The sequence below is a fragment of the Anaeromicropila populeti genome (assembly GCF_900112775.1).
In the GTDB taxonomy this organism is placed as follows: domain Bacteria; phylum Bacillota; class Clostridia; order Lachnospirales; family Lachnospiraceae; genus Anaeromicropila_A; species Anaeromicropila_A populeti.
Genome location: NZ_FOYZ01000009.1, coordinates 1 through 18,588, shown reverse-complemented (window position 1 = coordinate 18,588; position 18,588 = coordinate 1). Strand labels below are relative to the sequence as shown.

At 35.3% G+C, this 18,588-nt stretch carries 16 protein-coding genes; all 16 read left to right on the top strand.

The window, feature by feature from the left end; all coding sequences use genetic code 11:
- The first annotated feature begins 97 nt into the window (after window positions 1-97).
- The 16 genes from BM305_RS11855 (at window position 98) to rny (ending at window position 18,148) form a co-directional block, all read left to right on the top strand.
- Complete coding sequence (locus tag BM305_RS11855; RefSeq protein ID WP_092561081.1) at window positions 98-742, top strand: hypothetical protein; 645 nt, start codon at window positions 98-100, stop codon at window positions 740-742.
- A 13-nt stretch (window positions 743-755) separates the two neighbouring features.
- A complete protein-coding gene (locus tag BM305_RS11850; protein WP_242940530.1) occupies window positions 756-1,676 on the top strand; it encodes a MurR/RpiR family transcriptional regulator in 921 nt (306 codons plus the stop codon).
- 34 nt (window positions 1,677-1,710) lie between these two features.
- Window positions 1,711-2,946, top strand: coding sequence for a BaiN/RdsA family NAD(P)/FAD-dependent oxidoreductase (locus BM305_RS11845; protein WP_092561077.1), 1,236 nt, complete (start codon window positions 1,711-1,713; stop codon window positions 2,944-2,946).
- A 27-nt stretch (window positions 2,947-2,973) separates the two neighbouring features.
- Window positions 2,974-3,633: a (d)CMP kinase gene (gene cmk / locus BM305_RS11840; RefSeq protein WP_092561075.1), complete on the top strand. Its 660-nt coding sequence runs from the start codon at window positions 2,974-2,976 to the stop codon at window positions 3,631-3,633.
- Window positions 3,634-3,647: 14 nt separating this feature from the next.
- The gene (ispH, locus tag BM305_RS11835) at window positions 3,648-4,490 is read left to right on the top strand and encodes a 4-hydroxy-3-methylbut-2-enyl diphosphate reductase (protein ID WP_092561073.1); all 843 of its coding nucleotides are present in this window, start codon (window positions 3,648-3,650) and stop codon (window positions 4,488-4,490) included.
- Window positions 4,478-5,575, top strand: coding sequence for a 30S ribosomal protein S1 (gene rpsA / locus BM305_RS11830; RefSeq protein WP_092561071.1), 1,098 nt, complete (start codon window positions 4,478-4,480; stop codon window positions 5,573-5,575). The genes ispH and rpsA overlap by 13 nt, the downstream gene beginning before the upstream one ends.
- Window positions 5,576-5,590: 15 nt before the next feature.
- Window positions 5,591-6,373, top strand: coding sequence for a CheR family methyltransferase (locus BM305_RS11825; RefSeq protein ID WP_177214706.1), 783 nt, complete (start codon window positions 5,591-5,593; stop codon window positions 6,371-6,373).
- Between the two features lie 174 nt (window positions 6,374-6,547).
- On the top strand, window positions 6,548-7,567 hold the full coding sequence (plsX, locus tag BM305_RS11820) for a phosphate acyltransferase PlsX (RefSeq protein ID WP_092561067.1): 1,020 nt from the start codon (window positions 6,548-6,550) through the stop codon (window positions 7,565-7,567).
- A gap of 25 nt (window positions 7,568-7,592) precedes the next feature.
- Window positions 7,593-7,823 (top strand): acyl carrier protein, encoded by a 231-nt coding sequence (acpP, locus tag BM305_RS11815; RefSeq protein ID WP_092561374.1) that lies wholly within the window; start codon window positions 7,593-7,595, stop codon window positions 7,821-7,823.
- Window positions 7,824-7,928: 105 nt separating this feature from the next.
- Window positions 7,929-8,627, top strand: a complete 699-nt coding sequence (gene rnc, locus BM305_RS11810) for a ribonuclease III (RefSeq protein WP_092561372.1) — start codon at window positions 7,929-7,931, stop codon at window positions 8,625-8,627.
- 1 nt (window position 8,628) lies between these two features.
- On the top strand, window positions 8,629-12,189 hold the full coding sequence (gene smc / locus BM305_RS11805) for a chromosome segregation protein SMC (protein WP_092561065.1): 3,561 nt from the start codon (window positions 8,629-8,631) through the stop codon (window positions 12,187-12,189).
- Window positions 12,190-12,218: 29 nt separating this feature from the next.
- The gene (gene ftsY, locus BM305_RS11800; RefSeq protein ID WP_092561063.1) at window positions 12,219-13,148 is read left to right on the top strand and encodes a signal recognition particle-docking protein FtsY; all 930 of its coding nucleotides are present in this window, start codon (window positions 12,219-12,221) and stop codon (window positions 13,146-13,148) included.
- A gap of 58 nt (window positions 13,149-13,206) precedes the next feature.
- On the top strand, window positions 13,207-14,427 hold the full coding sequence (gene ilvA / locus BM305_RS11795; RefSeq protein ID WP_092561061.1) for a threonine ammonia-lyase: 1,221 nt from the start codon (window positions 13,207-13,209) through the stop codon (window positions 14,425-14,427).
- A 298-nt stretch (window positions 14,428-14,725) separates the two neighbouring features.
- Window positions 14,726-15,811, top strand: a complete 1,086-nt coding sequence (gene recA / locus BM305_RS11790) for a recombinase RecA (protein ID WP_092561059.1) — start codon at window positions 14,726-14,728, stop codon at window positions 15,809-15,811.
- Between the two features lie 27 nt (window positions 15,812-15,838).
- Window positions 15,839-16,429: a regulatory protein RecX gene (locus tag BM305_RS11785; RefSeq protein WP_092561057.1), complete on the top strand. Its 591-nt coding sequence runs from the start codon at window positions 15,839-15,841 to the stop codon at window positions 16,427-16,429.
- A gap of 165 nt (window positions 16,430-16,594) precedes the next feature.
- Window positions 16,595-18,148 carry a ribonuclease Y gene (gene rny, locus BM305_RS11780; RefSeq protein WP_330393466.1) on the top strand — a complete coding sequence of 518 codons (1,554 nt, stop codon included), beginning with the start codon at window positions 16,595-16,597 and terminating at the stop codon, window positions 18,146-18,148.
- Window positions 18,149-18,588: the final 440 nt, after the last annotated feature.

The following is an 18,588-nucleotide window of genomic DNA, read 5'->3' as shown; positions in this document are numbered from 1 at the left end:
ACTGTACATGATGAAACTAGTCTTTTTTTTGTTTTACCATAAATTTGACATATCTTTTCATTATGGTATCATTATAAAGAAAGACAGGAGTGATGATATGTTAAAGAATAGATGGAAAAAGATAGTTTTTTCTTGTTTAATCATAGTTACAGTTGTTTTAGTAACAGGATGTAATACGAATAAATCGAAAACCTCTGAGAAACCTCCTGTAATTACAAGTGAGGAAACACCAGATGTTTCAGATGAGCCAGAGGTTTCTGGTGAACCAGAAGTTTCTTCAATAGAAGGTGCTGGAGAAGAAACTAGTGAGGAAGCTATTACAAAAGATAAGGATGATGCCGTATCAGAACTAGTCAGAAATGATCTGATTGAAATCCAGATTTATTCAATTAACAAAGAAACGTTAGAATGTGAGGCGGCTACGGCTTTACTGCCAAGTGATACAGAAATTACACCGGAATTAATTGTTCAGGAGGTTGTTTCTTCTTATGTGGACAGTGGCATAGATATTGGTATTTATTACGTGAAGGAAGAAAAAGATAATGTAGTTGTCAGCTTTGAAAAGGATAAGGCACCTTTGGTTAATGTAGGATCTGGAGTAGAAGCCACAATTTTGAATAGTATTTCCCAAAGTTTGCTTGACAATATTGAGTCCTGCAAAGGTGTTATTTTCCGAATGGAGGATGATGCTTATGAAAGCGGGCATTTTACGTATAAGTATGATGAGTTGTATTTATATTAAGCAATAAAGTATTTTGTCGGAAGGGTTATGTGGGTATAATAGGGTGCAGAGTGATATTATTAGTAAAATTAATAAAGGATATCGGGAATTTAGCAAAGGTCAGAAATTAATTGCAGATTATATTTTAGATAATTATGAGAAAGCAGTTTTTTTTACAGCAGCAAAACTGGGTGAAGTAGTAGGCGTAAGTGAGTCTACTGTTTCCAGATTTGCTGTTTTGCTAGGTTATGAAGGATTTCCTCAATTTCACAGAGCTCTTGAGGAAGTTGTGAAAAATAAGCTAAACACGGTTCAGCGCATGGAAGTTACCAACGACAGAATCAAGCAGGGGGATTTGTTAAAAACGGTTTTACAGTCAGATGCAGATAATATTCGTAAAACAATAGATGGAATTGATCAAGAGGCATTTGATAAAGCAGTTGAAATAATATTGAATGCGAGAACAATTTACATCATTGGAGTTCGGAGCAGTGCACCGTTAGCAAGTTTTCTGGCATTCTATTTAAGTGTTGTGTTTCAACAGGTTAAGCTGGTGGAATCATATAGTATGGGCGAATTGTTTGAGAAAATTATTCATATTGATGAAAAGGATGTTATGATTGGAATCAGCTTTCCCCGCTACTCATTAAGTACGATTCGGGCAGTTGAATTTGCCGAAAAAAGAAAGGCAGATATTATAACGATAACAGACAGTTATGAGTCTCCTTTGACGACTTATTCAAAATGCAATTTAATTGCAGACAATGGACTGGCTTCTGTTGTAGATTCCTTGGTTGCGCCTATGAGTGTAATCAATGCGCTGATTGTAGCTGTATTTTTGAAAAAGCAGGATACAGTTACAGAAACTTTAGCAGCAATGGAAGATATTTGGAGACAATATCAAATATACGGGAGCAGTGATGATTTTGAAAGAATGACGAAATATGAAATGTAATGAAAATGGATAGTAATTGACTATTGGAGGCTGAATGAGTAAAATAATAGTAGTTGGTGGTGGAGCTGCTGGTATGTTCGCGGCTATAACTGCTGCAAAAATGGGACATAATGTTGTATTGATTGAGAAAAATGAAAAATTAGGAAAGAAATTGTTTATTACTGGAAAGGGCAGATGCAATATTACGAATGCAGCTGATATGGACACTGTATTTGACAGTATTGTTACCAATAGAAAGTTTTTATATAGTGCATTTTATGGTTTTACTAATTACGACACAATTGATTTTTTTGAAAAAAGCGGATTAAAAACTAAGATAGAACGAGGTGACAGAGTCTTTCCTTTATCAGATAAGTCATCTGACGTGATTCGGGTATTACAGGTTCAGCTAGAACAATTAGGTGTTGAAATTATATTGAATTCAACGGTTTGTGATGTTGTGGAAGAGAATGGACAGTTTAAGGCAATTCAATTAAAAGGTTCCAGGAAGCTGATTTTTGGAGATTCCTTAATCATTGCAACAGGAGGATATTCTTATCAGTCAACAGGTTCAACTGGAGATGGTTATGTGTTTGCTAAAAAGCTTGGGCATACTGTTACAAAAATTATGCCGGCGCTGGTTCCACTAACGGTTCAGGAAGCTTTTGCAAAAGAAATGCAAGGCTTATCATTAAAAAATGTTTCCGTTACGATATTAAGTGGTAAGAAACAGCTGTTTTATGATTTTGGGGAGATGCTGTTTACTCATTTTGGCGTGAGTGGACCTTTAATATTAAGTGCAAGCAGCAGGATTACCAAGTTTGTGGAAGAGCACAAGGAGCTGGTTCTTGTGATAGATATAAAACCTGCTTTGTCAGAAGAACAGCTGGATAACCGTATCATAAGAGATTTTGAATTGAATCAGAATAAGCAGTTTAAGAATTCATTGGATCAACTATTGCCAAGAAAAATGATTCCAGTTATAATTGCAATGTCAAAGATTGATCCGGACAAAAAAGTGAATTTAATTACAAGAGAAGAGAGAAGACAGATTGTGTCAGCGATAAAGAACATGACCATGCATATTACAGGTTTTCGTGATTTTAATGAAGCGATTATTACAAGAGGCGGGGTTAATGTGAAAGAAATTAATCCGGCAACCATGGAATCAAAATTAGTTAAGGGTGTGTTTTTTGCAGGTGAAGTGATGGATCTGGATGCACTGACAGGTGGTTTTAACTTACAGATTGCCTGGTCTACTGCATACTCTGCTGGAATAGGAGTGCAGTAAAAAATAGTAGAATGGCAGGAGGAACTTATGGGCTTTAGTATTGCTATCGATGGACCAGCGGGAGCTGGTAAAAGTACAATTGCAAAAAGAATTGCAAAAGAACTGGGCTTTATATATGTGGATACAGGAGCCATGTATAGAGCTATGGGATTGTATTTTCAAAGAAAAAATATAGAGGATACAGTTGTGATAAAAAGAGATTGTAAGGAAGCAGATATTACCATTCTTTATGAAAATGGTGAGCAGCAGGTTATTTTGAATGGAGAAAATGTAAACGGTTTCATTCGGACAGAAGAAGCTGGCAAGATGGCTTCGCACGTAGCTAAAATTAAAGAAGTGCGTTTTCAGTTGGTAGAATTGCAAAGAAAGCTGTCAAAGACCTCTGATGTGGTAATGGATGGAAGAGATATTGGAACCCATGTACTTCCCAATGCTGATCTGAAAATTTATTTGACAGCAAGTGCATATACCAGAGCAGAGAGGCGGTATAAAGAGCTTTTAGAAAAGGGAGAAACCTGTGAACTGGAGAAAATAGAAGAAGATATTGTTGCAAGAGACGAGCAGGATATGAATCGTGAGTTTGCACCATTGAGACAAGCTCAGGATGCAGTTTTGATAGATAGCTCAGATTTAACCATAGATGAAGTTGTTAAAAAAATCATTTATCTATATGCGAATAAGCAATAGGGAAGGAGAATCAGGTGAACGTAAAGGTTGCGGAAAATGCAGGCTTTTGCTTTGGGGTTGAAAGAGCTGTAGATATGGTTTATAAGGAGGCGATGAGAGGAGATAATGTGTATACCTTCGGTTCAATTATACACAATGAACAAGTGGTCAGGGAGCTTGAACAACAAAATGTAAAGGTTGTAAATAATTTGGAAGAATTAAGACGCATGCCAAAGGGTACAATAATTATACGATCTCATGGGGTGTCCAAAGCTGTGCAGGATGCGATGGAAAATATGGGTTTTCGTGTTGTAAATGCTACATGTCCATTTGTTATTAAAATTCATAAGATTGTATTTGAAAAGAGCAATGAGGGCAGACAGATTATCATTATTGGGAATGAGGATCATCCAGAAGTAATGGGAATTAATGGCTGGTGTCACGATAAGGCTATCATAGTGAAGGATGAAAAAGATGTAGAGAAGATTTCTTTGGAAGAAGGTTCCAAAGTATGCATTGTGGCGCAGACGACATTTAATTACAAGAAATTTGAAGTATTAGTTGAAATTATTTCAAAAAAGAGGTATGATATAATTGCATTTAATACTATCTGCAATGCTACAGAAGTCAGACAGAGAGAAGCAAGAGAATTAGCCAGTGTTTCGGATGCAATGCTTGTAGTTGGCGGAAAGCATAGTTCGAATACTCAGAAGTTATATGAGATATGTAAAAAAGAATGTATAAATACTTATTATATACAGACAGTTTCAGATTTGAACTTAGATATAATTAAGTCTTTTCATAATGTAGGCATTACAGCGGGGGCTTCAACCCCAAATAAAATAATCAAGGAGGTTCAAATAGCATGTCAGAAGTGAGCTTTGAACAATTATTAGAAGAATCGTTAAAAACAATTCATGCAGGAGAGATAGTAGAAGGTACTGTTATCGGTGTGAAGGATGATGAAATCATCTTAAATATAGGTTACAAGTCAGATGGTATCATAACAAAAAGTGAATATACAAATTCACCAAATGTAGATTTTCATGAGCTGGTTAAAGTTGGTGACACAATGGAAGCCATGATTTTAAAGGTTAATGATGGGGAAGGCCAGGTATTACTTACTTATAAGAGATTAGCAGCGCAAAAGGGTAATAAAGTATTAGAAGAGGCCTTTGAAAAACAAACCGTATTAAAAGCTAAAGTTTCTTCTGTATTAGATGGTGGTTTAAGTGTTGTTATTGAGGAGGCTAGGGTTTTTATCCCTGCAAGCCTGGTATCCGATTCTTTTGAGAAGGATTTATCAAAATATAAAGATCAGGAAATTGAATTTGTAATTACAGAATTCAATCCAAAGAGAAGAAGAATTATTGGTGACCGTAAGAGATTGTTAGTTGCTAAGAAGAAGGAAATGCAAGAAGTCCTATTTGCAAAAATTAAAGTAGGCATGACAGTTGAAGGAACAGTTAAAAATGTTACAGACTTTGGCGCTTTTATTGATCTTGGCGGTGCAGATGGCTTATTACACATTTCTGAAATGTCATGGGGCAGAGTAGATAATCCAAAGAAAGTATTAAAGGTTGGAGAAAAGATTCAGGTACTGATTAAAGATATTCAAGGTGAGAAAATTGCTTTAAGCTTAAAATTTGACAACCAAAATCCTTGGCTAAATGCTTCTGAAAAATTCGCAGTAGGTACAGTTGTAACTGGTACTGTTGCAAGAATGACTGATTTTGGTGCGTTTGTTGAACTAGAACCTGGTGTTGATGCGCTTCTTCATGTTTCACAGATTTCAAAAGAGCATGTTGACAAGCCTGCTGATGCATTAAAAGTTGGAGAAGAAATTACAGCTAAAATAGTTGATTTAAATGAAGCAGAAAAGAAAATCAGCTTAAGTATAAAAGCAATGTTAGCAGATGCTGAGCAGACTGAAGAGACTGCAGATAATTCTGAAGAAGAATAATTGAGGAGTAATATGATGGTATATGATTACGAAACTTTTAAGAAACATATATTTGACTTAACGAGAATTGACTTGAACGCTTACAAGGAAAGACAAATGAAACGGCGTATTGATGCATTGATTGCAAAGCATAAAATAGCGACTTATGAGGAATATGTAGCAGCTATAAAAAAGGATAAGCTTTTGTTTGATGAATTTGTAAACTATTTAACAATTAATGTTTCGGAATTTTATCGTAATCCAGATCAGTGGGCATTGCTTGAGAAAGAGATTTTTCCGTACCTGTTTGACCGTTTTGGGAATAATTTGAAAATCTGGAGCGCTGCCTGTTCCACTGGTGACGAACCATATTCTTTAGTTATGTTATTGTCAAAGATGTTGCCATTACATAATATTAAGATAATTGCAACAGACATTGATAAGCAAGTGTTGGAAAAGGCGCAATCTGGTTTATACCATGAAAAAAGCCTGAAGGCATTACCAGAAGAATTTAAAAAGAAGCATTTCAATATGATTAATGATAAGACCTTTGCTATTTCTGATGCAGTTAAGTCAAGGGTTGAGTTCAGACAACATAATTTGTTAAAAGATGACTATCCAAAAGATTGTGATATGATTGTCTGCCGTAATGTTTTGATTTACTTTACAGAAGAAGCTAAGGTTGACATTTATCAAAAGTTTCACATGGCTTTAAAAAAAGAAGGTATTCTTTTTGTAGGAAGTACAGAACAAATCTTACAGCCTAATAAGTTAGGTTATGAATCATATCGTTCTTTCTTTTATAAAAAGATGAAATAGTTTTCCAGGCAATAGTGTACAGATAATGTATGCTATTGCTTTTTTATGTGATAGGAAATTGTTCTGCGTTCTGTAATAATCATTCTAAAAAAATATTTAAAATATAGGTTGATTTATAAATTAATATTTAGTATATTATAGGTTAGGTAAGGCAGTATGGAGGCAAAAGAGAGAATGAATGATACAATACGTGTTGCGGTAGATGCAATGGGTGGTGACAATGCACCAGAGGAAATAGTGAAGGGTGCAGTGGAAGCCGTCAATGAAAAGGATAATATTACAGTCATTTTAGTAGGCAAGAAGAATAAGATTGAAAATGAACTAAACAAATATAGGTATCGTGCTGAGCAGATAGAGATTGTATCTGCGGAGGAAGTAATTGATTGCGATGAAGCGCCAGTTATGGCAATACGGAAGAAAAAAGATTCTTCTATTGTAGTAGGAATGAATCTGGTGAAAAAGGGAGAAGCAGATGCGATAGTATCAGCTGGAAGTACTGGAGCGATTTTAGTTGGTGGACAGATGATAGTTGGTAGAATTAAAGGTATTGAAAGACCTCCATTAGCACCTTTGATTCCAACTTCCAAAGGGGCATCATTGCTAATTGATTGTGGAGCGAATGTAGATGCCCGATCTTCTCATTTGGTACAGTTTTCAAAAATGGGGTCTGTATATGTAAAGCATGTAATGGGCATCGAAAATCCCAAGGTGGCAATTGTAAATATTGGAGCTGAAGAAGAAAAAGGGAATATGCTGGTAAAGGAAACATATCCTATATTAAAAAACTGTAATGATATTAATTTCATTGGCAGCATTGAAGCGAGAGATATCCCAACTGGTGCAGCGGACGTTATTGTTTGTGAGGCTTTTGTCGGAAATGTCATTCTTAAGCTTTATGAAGGCGTTGGAAGTATGATGCTTCACAAAATTAAAGAAGGAATGATGACTTCAATACGCAGTAAAATAGGTGCATTACTTGTGAAACCTGCATTAAAGGAAACACTTAAGGATTTTGATACATCAAATTATGGAGGGGCTCCATTACTTGGTCTAAATGGTCTTGTGGTCAAGACACATGGCAATGCAAAAAGTAATGAAGTGAAACATTCAATCATTCAGTGTGTTACCTTTAGTGAACAGCGAATAAATGAAATGATAAAAGAAATGCTTATGAATAATGAAAAAATTAATTAATATGGAATTAGGAAAGGTGATTGTTATGGAATTAGAAAAGTTAAAAAAAATTATCAGTGAAGTTTTAAATGTTGAGGAAGACGAAATTACTATGGACAGCACATTTGTAGATGATTTAGGAGCAGATTCATTAGATGTATTTCAAATAATTATGGGTATCGAAGAAGAATTTGATATTGAAATTGCAAATGAGGATGCAGAGAAGATTGTTACAGTAGGAGACGCGATTGAGCAAATTAAGAGTGCAATCAATTAATTGATAAGTCCTGCCTGGAAGTTAAATTTTTATGCGAATTTTTATCGGGCTGTCCAGAATTCATTTCACGGACAGCCTGAATTTTTAATAATTGAGAGGAACGTTATGACATATAAGCAAAATGTTAATGAATTAGAGGAAATGATAAAATATCATTTCAGAAATAGAAATTATCTTCGCCAATCGATTACTCATAGTTCTTATTCAAATGAGAAGAGAATGCATTTACTTGCAAATAATGAAAGGCTGGAATTTCTGGGAGATGCAGTTTTAGAAGTAATAGCAAGTGAATTTATTTATGTTCATTATACAGAAATGGACGAGGGGGAAATGACAAAACTGCGTGCAGGACTGGTTTGTGAGCAGTCGTTAGCAACATGTGCCAGAGAAATACAATTGGGGACATATTTATTATTGGGAAAGGGAGAGAATGCGACTGGTGGCAGAGAAAGAGATTCGATTTTGTCAGATGCGTTAGAAGCATTAATAGGTGCTATATACTTAGATGGTGGTTTTACTAGTGCAAAAGAGTTTGTTAATCAATATGTGCTAAATGACATTGAACATAAGAAACTCTTTTACGATAGTAAGACTATCTTGCAGGAAGTCGTCCAAAGCAAGTTTAGAGAAACACTGAAGTATCAACTTATCCAGGAGGAAGGACCTGACCATAATAAAAAATTTACAGTGGCAGTTTCCATTGGAGAAAGGAATCTTGGTATAGGTAGTGGGAGAACTAAAAAAGCAGCTGAACAAGAAGCAGCATATCAGGCAATATTAATTTTAAAACAGAAAGAGGATTAGAATGTATTTAAAAAGTATTGAAATTCAAGGTTTTAAATCATTTGCAAATAAGCTGCTGTTTGAATTTCATCATGGAATTACAGCAATTGTTGGTCCAAATGGAAGTGGTAAAAGCAACGTTGCGGATGCAGTAAGATGGGTGCTAGGAGAACAAAGTGCAAAACAGCTGCGGGGAGCCAAAATGGAGGATGTTATTTTCTCTGGAACGGAAGCTAGAAAACCTTTGGGATTTGCTTATGTTGCGATTACATTAAATAATTCTGATCATCAGCTGGCCACTTCCTTTGAAGAGGTAACCATTGCCAGAAGAGTATACCGTTCAGGTGAAAGTGAGTATCTTATGAATGGGACTCCATGTAGACTGAAGGATATCCAGGAACTGTTTATGGACACAGGAATTGGAAAAGAAGGGTACTCTATTATTGGACAAGGTCAGATTGATAAAATATTAAGTGGTAAACCAGAGGATAGAAGAGAATTATTTGATGAGGCTGCTGGTATTGTAAAATTTAAACGTCGTAAAATAATTGCTGAGAAGAACTTGGAATCGGAACGTCAAAATTTATGTAGAATACGTGATATTATTTCAGAAATTCAGCACCAGCTGACACCTTTAGAAAAGCAGTCTGAGACTGCAAAAGAGTATTTAAATATGAGGGATCGTTTGAAACGACTAGAAGTTAATTTATTCTTAATGGAATATGATCGGATTAAAAATGAACTAGCAGAACTGGAAGGTAAGGAAAGGATTGTAGAAGGAGACCTTGAAGACACAAAGGTTCAATATGAAAGTACACGAACAGAATATGAGGAGCTGGAGAAAAAAATAGAAGAGCTTGGAAGACAACTAGAATATGAGAAAAATAATTTAAATGAGACCAAGATTTCTAAGGAACAATATGAAGGAAGTATTAAGGTACTAAAAGAACAAATCATTGCGGCAAAACAAAATGAGGCACATTATATTGAAAGAAAAGGACAGATTCAAAAGGAAATTGAAAAGAGGAATAAGGAATTAGAAGAGTTTCAGAAAAAGAAAGAAAACTTGCAGAAACAATTAGAAGAAAAAAAGTTGTCTGTTTTAGAAGAAGAAGAGTTGTGGAAACAATACGAAAGGGAAATTCAAGAAATTACAAAACAGATAGAGCATTCTAATAAAGAAGTATTTTCTTTTTTTCAAGATAAATCTTTGTTGCAGGGAAAAATTCAGCATTTTTTAGCTATGCTGGAGCAAAGTAAAGTTAAGAAGGCAGAATTAAATCAAAGGATTTTAAAAGTAAAGAGCAATGAGGCAATATTTGATGAAACAATTGAATCAGAAGCAAAAAACCTTTCTGGATTAGAGGAACAGATGCTGGGATTTCAAAATATCAATGCTGATATAGAGGAAAAGCTGTCATTGCTTCAAATAGAGGAAGAAGATTTAAAAATTCAGCATCATAAAGCAGTACAGGCAAATAATATGGAAAAGGCCAAGCTGAATTCATTAAGAAACATTACAGAACGGTATGAGGGATATGGACAGAGTATTAAGAGGGTAATGGAACAAAAGGATAAAATGAATGGAATCATTGGAGTGGTTGCAGACATTATTAAGGTAGAAAAGCAGTATGAGACTGCTATCGAAATTGCTTTAGGTGGAAGTATTCAAAATATTGTAACTGAGGATGAAATTACAGCAAAGAAATTGATTGAGTACCTAAAAAAAAATAAGTATGGACGTGCTACATTTTTGCCGTTGACGGTGATGTCAGGACAGCGCCACTTTAGCCAGATGGAAGTGTTAGAAGAGCAGGGAGTAATAGGCTTAGCCAGCTCGTTAATTGCAGCAGATAAACGGTATCAAGGTCTTGTGCAGCACTTATTGGGAAGAATTGTAGTAGTAGAACATATTGACAATGCTATTTTATTAAGTAGAAAATATAAGAATTCTTTGAGAATTGTAACTTTGGAAGGTGAATTAATTAATCCAGGCGGGTCTATGTCAGGTGGTGCATTTAAGAATTCTAGTAATCTTTTGAGCCGGCGAAGGGAAATGGAAGAGATTGAGAGGGGCATAAAGCTGCTTCAATCTGAAATCCAAGAATACGAGAAAAAACTAACTGATATTTTTCAGATGCGTAAACAAAAACAAGAAAAATACCAGGAAAACCAGAAAAATTTACATGAATTATCTATTCGTCAAAACACAGCAAAGCTAAAATGGGAGCAGGCCAATGCTGATAAGCAAAGTCTGACTATAGAATACCAAAGTATTCACAAAGAGGCTGGTGAACTTGATAATCAGTCTTTAGAGTGGAAAAATGCGATTCTTCAACTGGAAGATAAACAAAGAATCCTAGAGGAACAAAGGAATTTAAAGGAAATTGAATTGAAAAATTTAACAAAGCAGCTAGAGGAAACCAATGGATTAGAACGAAAGCAGCGGGAAAAGGTTTCTTCTTATCAATTGGAATATAAAACGGCAGAACAGACAAAAGTGTTTCAACAAGAAAATGAACTACGTACTCTTAGGGATGTAGAAAAATTAGAGGCTGAGCTTGCTGCTCTGTCTGAAAGCAGAGAAGATTCCAGAGGACAGGTGGAAAGTAAGCAAAATGAAATTGATGAGATTCAAACCGGTATTTTAAATTTTGAGAATAGATTAAAGGAAATTCAGAGAAAAATTGAGGGGCTTTCTGTTCAGAAGGAAACAATTTCAAATACGCATAAAGGCTTTTTTGCAAGAAGAGAAGAACTTTCTGGAAGAATCATTGAGTTAGAAAGAGAAACAGCCCGATTAGGCAGTCAGGGCGAGAAGCTTCGAGACCAGTTGAATCAGGAAAAAAATTATATGTGGGAGGAATATGAATTAACATTTCATCTGGCATATCAATTAAAACAGGAAATAGAATACTCTCTCCCACAGATTAAGAAAAATATTTCAGAGATAAAATCTTCTATTAGAAGTTTGGGAGAGGTTAATGTAAATGCGATTGAGGATTTTAAAAATTTAGAAGAAAGATATGTTCTTTTAAAAAGCCAGCATGATGATTTGGTAGAATCTGAAGAAGTTCTTCTAAATATTATTGAAGAACTAGATGAAGAAATGCGTAAGCAATTTAAGGAAAAGTTTAATGAAATCCGGTTGGAATTCGACAAAACTTTTAAAGAACTTTTTGGCGGTGGAAAGGGTACACTTGATTTGATGGAGGATGAGGATGTCTTGGAAGCTGGAATCCGCATTATAGCACAGCCACCAGGGAAAAAATTACAGAATATGATGCAGCTGTCAGGTGGCGAAAAAGCACTGACGGCCATTGCCTTATTATTTGCCATTCAGAACTTGAAACCATCTCCATTTTGCCTTTTAGATGAAATAGAGGCGGCATTGGATGATTCTAATGTAGGCAGGTATGCCAATTATCTTCATAAGCTTACCAGGAACACACAGTTTATCGTAATTACTCATCGGCGGGGTACGATGGCAGCTGCGGACATTCTATATGGAATTACTATGCAGGAGAAAGGTGTATCCACACTGGTTTCAGTAAATTTAATAGAAGATGAATTGGAAAAGTAATATTGAAATTGCATAATAGGAGGAGTAACATGGGTGAAAAAAAAGGATTTTTTAGTAAATTAGTATCAGGGCTTTCTAAGACTAGAAATAATATTGTAGCTGGAATAGATTCCATTTTCAGTGGATTTTCAAGTATTGATGAAGAGTTTTATGAAGAATTAGAAGAAATTCTTATTATGGCTGATCTAGGAATTCATACTACCACCAAGGTAATTGAAGATTTGCGTAAAAAAGTAAAAGAGAGCAAGGTCAAAGAGCCAAATGAATGTAAACAGCTGTTGATTGATAGTTTAAAGGAGCAAATGGAACTTCAGGAGAATGCCTATGAGTTTGAAAATCATAAATCGGTGGTATTATTAATTGGTGTGAACGGAGTGGGAAAGACAACTTCAGTTGGCAAACTGGCGGGGCAGCTAAAAGAAAAAGGAAAGAAAGTTATGGTAGCAGCAGCTGACACATTTCGAGCAGCTGCTATTGAACAGCTTACGGAATGGGCTAATAGGGCCAAAGTAGATATTATTGCCCAACAAGAAGGGTCTGATCCAGCAGCAGTTATTTTTGATGCTGTAACGGCTGCAAAAGCCAGGAATACAGATATTTTGTTATGTGACACAGCTGGAAGACTTCACAATAAAAAGAATCTTATGGAGGAGTTAAGAAAAATTAATCGTGTGATTGATAGGGAATTCCCAGAGGCTTTTAAAGAAATTCTTGTTGTGTTGGATGGAACAACTGGGCAAAATGCAATGGTGCAGGCGAAACAATTTAGTGAAGTAGCAGATATTACAGGAATTGTTTTGACGAAATTGGATGGAACTGCCAAGGGTGGAATTGCAATTGCAATTCAGGCAGAACTGGGGATTCCAGTAAAATACATTGGAATTGGTGAGCAGATAGATGATTTGCAGAAATTTAATGCTTATGATTTTGTAAATGCTTTATTTAGTGATGAGAAATAAATATTTGTAAATAGTATACCAAAAGGTGAGAACATCTTATGAGAAAGAAGGAATTAAAGTGTTAACATTAGAAAAGTTTGAAGAAGCAAGTGAAGTTGTTAAAAAAGTAATCTTACGTACAAAACTTGTTTACAGTGAACATTTTTCAAGCGTATCTGGAAATAAGGTTTATTTGAAGCCTGAAAATATGCAATATACAGGTGCATATAAAGTAAGAGGTGCTTTTTATAAAATCAGTACGTTGAAAGAGGAAGAACGTAAAAGGGGGTTGATAGCAGCCTCCGCAGGAAATCATGCACAAGGTGTAGCCTATGCTGCCAAAGTATTTGGTGCTAAGGCAGTTATTGTAATGCCAACTACGACACCATTAATTAAGGTAAACAGGACAAAAGCATATGGTGCTGAGGTAATTTTATATGGAGATGTTTATGATGATGCCTGCTCATATGCTTTGAAGCTTGCAGAAGAAAATGGTTATACATTTATTCATCCATTTGATGATGAAGCTGTTGCAACTGGTCAGGGAACAATTGCCATGGAAATTTTTAAAGATTTGCCTACAGTGGATATAATTCTTGTTCCAATTGGCGGGGGTGGACTGGCAACTGGTGTTTCAGCACTTGCAAAATTGCTGAATCCTAATATTAAGATTATTGGGGTTGAGCCAGCAGGTGCAAACTGCATGCAGGAATCTATAAAGGCAGGAAAAGTAGTTTCTCTTTCTCATGTGAATACGATTGCAGATGGTACGGCTGTTAAAACGCCTGGTTCTGCTGTTTTTCCTTATATCCAGGCAAATATTGATGAAATTATTACTGTAGAAGATGAAGAGTTAATTGTAAGCTTTTTAGATATGATGGAAAATCATAAGATGGTTGTGGAAAATGCCGGGTTACTTACTGTGGCAGCGTTAAAGCACCTGAAGTGCAGGAATAAAAAGGTTGTATCGATTCTTAGCGGAGGAAATATGGATGTCATTACAATTGCCTCTGTTGTGCAAAATGGGTTGATTGAACGGGGAAGGGTGTTTACTGTATCCGTACTTCTTCCAGATCGTCCTGGTGAGCTGGTGAAGGTAGCAAATGTTATTGCAGAAGAAAAAGGAAACATTATTCGTCTTGATCACAATCAATTTGTAAGTATTAATCGAAATGCACAGGTTGAACTGACAATTACAATGGAAGCCTTTGGACACAGTCATAAAGAGCAGATTGTTAATGCACTTAAAAAAAATGGCTTTGATGCTAAAGTAGTGATGCCAAAAGGTATGTACCAGTAATGATAAAAGCTTCCGTTAATAGTAACGGGAGCTTTTATAAAAATTTTATTATAAAAATTATTTTTTAAGAATAAGTTGATTTACTTTTTTTTCAAAATGTGCTACTATTTTTATATGAAAAAATTTCTAACTATCTCAAGGTTTTCTTTATAGTATCAGCAGCTTTCTGATAATCTACTTAGTCAGCAGATCAATATTAGGTAAAAGGAGGACAATAAAAAAGAGTTGACAATGACAGCAGAATATATTAGTATAATACATAGAAAAGAACATTAGTTCGATATAAAGGAGAAAGAACATGGGCAAGGACGAAAATAAAATAAAAGCATTAGAATCAGCATTATCACAAATAGAGAAGCAGTATGGTAAAGGTTCTATTATGAAGCTTGGAGATACTGGAGCACATATGAATATTGAAACTGTACCAACAGGTTCCATCAGCTTGGACATTGCATTAGGGCTAGGCGGGGTTCCTAAGGGAAGAATTGTTGAGATATACGGACCAGAGTCAAGTGGTAAAACAACCGTGGCATTACATATTGTGGCTGAGGTTCAGAAAAATGGAGGAATTGCCGGGTTTATTGATGCGGAACATGCATTAGATCCTGTTTATGCCAAGAATATAGGGGTGGATATTGATAATTTATATATCTCACAACCTGATAATGGAGAGCAAGCTTTAGAAATTACAGAAATGATGGTTCGTTCGGGTGCAGTTGATATTATTATTGTAGACTCTGTGGCTGCACTTGTTCCGAAAGCAGAAATAGATGGAGACATGGGAGACAGTCATGTAGGTTTACAGGCTCGTTTGATGTCCCAGGCACTTAGAAAACTTACTGGTATCGTAAGTAAGTCAAATTGTACGGTTATTTTTATTAACCAGTTAAGAGAAAAGGTGGGGGTAATGTTTGGCAATCCAGAGACTACAACTGGAGGAAGAGCATTAAAGTTTTATTCATCCATTCGTATGGACGTCCGCAGAATTGAATCTCTGAAGCAAGGAGGAGAAGTTATTGGTAACCGAACAAGAATTAAGGTTGTTAAGAATAAAATAGCACCACCATTTAAAGAAGCAGAATTTGATATTATGTTTGGACAGGGGATTTCAAGAGAAGGTGATATTCTTGATTTGGCTGCAAATGAAGGGATTATTGTAAAAAGTGGCGCATGGTATGCCTACAAGGAAGGAAAGATTGGGCAGGGTAGAGAAAATGCTAAGATGTATTTAAAGGAAAACCCAGATGTGTTTCTGGAAGTAGAACGTAAAGTCCGTGCAAAATTCAATCTGGGTTCTCAGGCAGAAGCAGAATTAGAAAATAAAAAATCAGATGGTAAAAAAACAGAAGGAAAGAAAGTAGAAGAGACAAAACTGGATGAATAATAATCAGAAAGTAAGAAAGGATTTGCTATGGTAATTACCAATATTGTACCCTTAACGAAAAAAAAGTCTCTGGTAGAATTCGACGAAGAAGTTACATGCTGCTTTTATGAGAATGAGTTAAAGTCTTTTGGTTTTTTTGCAGGAGGCGAAATTAGAGAAGAGCAATTTCATACTGTTATGAATGAGATTATTCTAAAACGGGCCAAAAAGAAAGCGATGGATATGCTGGTGCGTACAAACCGGACTGAAAAGGAAATTCGAGACAAGCTAGTAACAAGTTATTTTCCAGAATTTATTATTGAGGAAACAATTTTGTTTTTAAATCATCATAAATATTTAAATGAGGACATGTATACAGAAAATTATGTGATGTTTCATAGCAAAGGAAAGAGCAGGATACAACTGCGTATGGAGTTAGTTAAAAAAGGGATAGATGATGAAACGATTTCGAATTATCTGGAATTATACTATAATGAAATAGAAGAATTAAAGTATGTTATACAGAAGAAAAAAGGAAATACTGAAGAATTTGCAAAAAAAGATAAAGATAAACTGATTCGATATTTAATACAAAAAGGATTCAGACAAAAAGATATATTGAGAGAAATAGAAACATAATATAAACATGTAATACAAAAATAAAGAAATACTATCCATAATTTAGTAAAAATATTGACGTTTTGCATAAATAAGCAGTAAGCACACTTGACAATAAGAACAAAAAAGTATAAAATTTAAGTGTTGTATTTATGTACAATGAAAACTAAATAAGGAGGTGCTCCTGTGAAAGAACCATGGCTCATATTAATTGCGATTGTTATCTCAGGTATTTCCGCTTTCATTGCTTGGAAAGCTGCCATTGCACATAGAATTAAATTTGTTGAAACAAAACTTGGCAGTGCAGAAGAAAGAGCAAGAGAAATTATAGATGAAGCTTTGAAGACAGCAGAGACAAAAAAGAGAGAAGCTTTGCTTGAAGCAAAAGAAGAATCTCTTCGCACAAAAAATGAAATTGAGAAGGAAACAAAGGAAAGAAGAGCAGAATTGCAACGCTATGAAAAACGTGTACTTACCAAGGAAGAGACTTTGGAAAGAAAAATGGAAGCTTTGGAAAAAAAGGAATTTAAATTATCTGCTAAAGAAGCTGAAGTGGAAAGAACAAAGACTGAAGTGGATGAGTTACACGGAAAACGTCTACAGGAGTTAGAAAAAATATCTGGACTTACCTCCGAACAAGCAAAAGATTATCTTTTAAAAACTGTTGAAGATGAAGTTAAGCATGAGACAGCAATGTTAGTTAAGGATTTAGAAAATCGAGCAAAAGAAGAAGCGGATAAGAGAGCAAGAGATTTAGTTGTTACGGCAATTCAGAAGTGTGCTGCAGATCATGTGGCAGAGACGACTATTTCTGTAGTTCAACTTCCAAATGATGAAATGAAAGGTCGCATTATTGGTAGGGAGGGACGTAATATTAGAACCCTTGAGACCCTTACTGGTGTAGATTTAATTATTGATGATACTCCAGAGGCTGTCATTTTGTCTGGCTTTGATCCAATAAGAAGAGAAGTTGCACGAATTGCACTGGAAAAGCTTATTGTAGACGGCAGAATTCATCCAGCTCGAATTGAAGAAATGGTTGAAAAAGCTCAAAAAGAAGTGGAAGTAATGATACGTGAAGAAGGTGAAGCAGCTACTTTAGAAGTAGGTGTTCATGGTATACATCCTGAAATAGTTCGACTGCTTGGTCGAATGAAGTTTAGAACAAGCTATGGACAAAATGCATTAAAACATTCGATTGAGGTAGCTCATTTATCTGGACTTCTTGCAGGTGAAATAGGTGTTGATGTTAGAATGGCAAAAAGAGCTGGTCTTTTACATGATATCGGTAAGTCAGTTGATCATGATATGGAAGGATCTCATATACAGATTGGAGTTAGTATTTGTAGAAAATATAAAGAATCTCCAATTATTATTAATGCTGTGGAAGCACATCACGGAGATGTGGAACCTGAAACATTAATTGCATGTATTGTACAAGCTGCAGATACTATATCAGTAGCACGACCTGGTGCAAGAAGAGAAACATTAGAAACTTATACTAACAGACTAAAACAGTTAGAAGATATTACAAATGGCTTTAAAGGGGTGGATAAATCTTTTGCAATTCAAGCTGGTAGAGAAGTCCGTGTTATGGTTGTACCTGAACAAGTAAATGATGAAGATATGATTTTACTTGCACGTGATGTATCTAAGCAGATTGAAGCAGAATTAGAATATCCTGGACAAATTAAGGTTAATGTTATTCGGGAGTCTAGAGTAATTGATTACGCGAAATAGTGACGAAAAATAGCGATGAATAGAAACTCAGTTGTATACATTTGAAAGTAGTTTTGAATGTGCAACTGAGTTTTTTTGTATGATAAGATTGCGCAAGCAAAGCTGAGACACAGCAATCTGTGTAAGTTCAACTATGGTAATTACCAGTGCACAATGTAACTTTAAAGAAGCGTCTATGATAATTGCTGAAATAGGGAAAATAGTATGCATGAAAAGGGTGATTGCATCTAGAGAACTCTCTACATAGAAAATTAAAAGATAAATATAAATAAAAAGTTGTTGACAGGTATATTAGACTCTGCTATACTTATCCAAGTCAGCAACAAATTGTCTAAAAAGGTCAAACAAATTAAACAATTTAAAAAATATAAAAAACATGTTGACACACGTCGAAAGATGTGGTAAGATAATCAAGTCGCTTCTGAGAGAAACAAAGACAG

Excerpts from the sequence above, each read along its gene's own strand:
- BM305_RS11855 (WP_092561081.1), top strand. The coding sequence starts at position 98 with ATGTTAAAGAATAGATGGAAAAAGATAGTTTTTTCTTGTTTAATCATA.
- BM305_RS11845 (WP_092561077.1), top strand. The coding sequence starts at position 1,711 with ATGAGTAAAATAATAGTAGTTGGTGGTGGAGCTGCTGGTATGTTCGCG.
- cmk (WP_092561075.1), top strand. The coding sequence starts at position 2,974 with ATGGGCTTTAGTATTGCTATCGATGGACCAGCGGGAGCTGGTAAAAGT.
- rpsA (WP_092561071.1), top strand. The coding sequence starts at position 4,478 with ATGTCAGAAGTGAGCTTTGAACAATTATTAGAAGAATCGTTAAAAACA.
- BM305_RS11825 (WP_177214706.1), top strand. The coding sequence starts at position 5,591 with ATGGTATATGATTACGAAACTTTTAAGAAACATATATTTGACTTAACG.
- plsX (WP_092561067.1), top strand. The coding sequence starts at position 6,548 with ATGAATGATACAATACGTGTTGCGGTAGATGCAATGGGTGGTGACAAT.
- acpP (WP_092561374.1), top strand. The coding sequence starts at position 7,593 with ATGGAATTAGAAAAGTTAAAAAAAATTATCAGTGAAGTTTTAAATGTT.
- rnc (WP_092561372.1), top strand. The coding sequence starts at position 7,929 with ATGACATATAAGCAAAATGTTAATGAATTAGAGGAAATGATAAAATAT.
- smc (WP_092561065.1), top strand. The coding sequence starts at position 8,629 with ATGTATTTAAAAAGTATTGAAATTCAAGGTTTTAAATCATTTGCAAAT.
- ftsY (WP_092561063.1), top strand. The coding sequence starts at position 12,219 with ATGGGTGAAAAAAAAGGATTTTTTAGTAAATTAGTATCAGGGCTTTCT.
- recA (WP_092561059.1), top strand. The coding sequence starts at position 14,726 with ATGGGCAAGGACGAAAATAAAATAAAAGCATTAGAATCAGCATTATCA.
- BM305_RS11785 (WP_092561057.1), top strand. The coding sequence starts at position 15,839 with ATGGTAATTACCAATATTGTACCCTTAACGAAAAAAAAGTCTCTGGTA.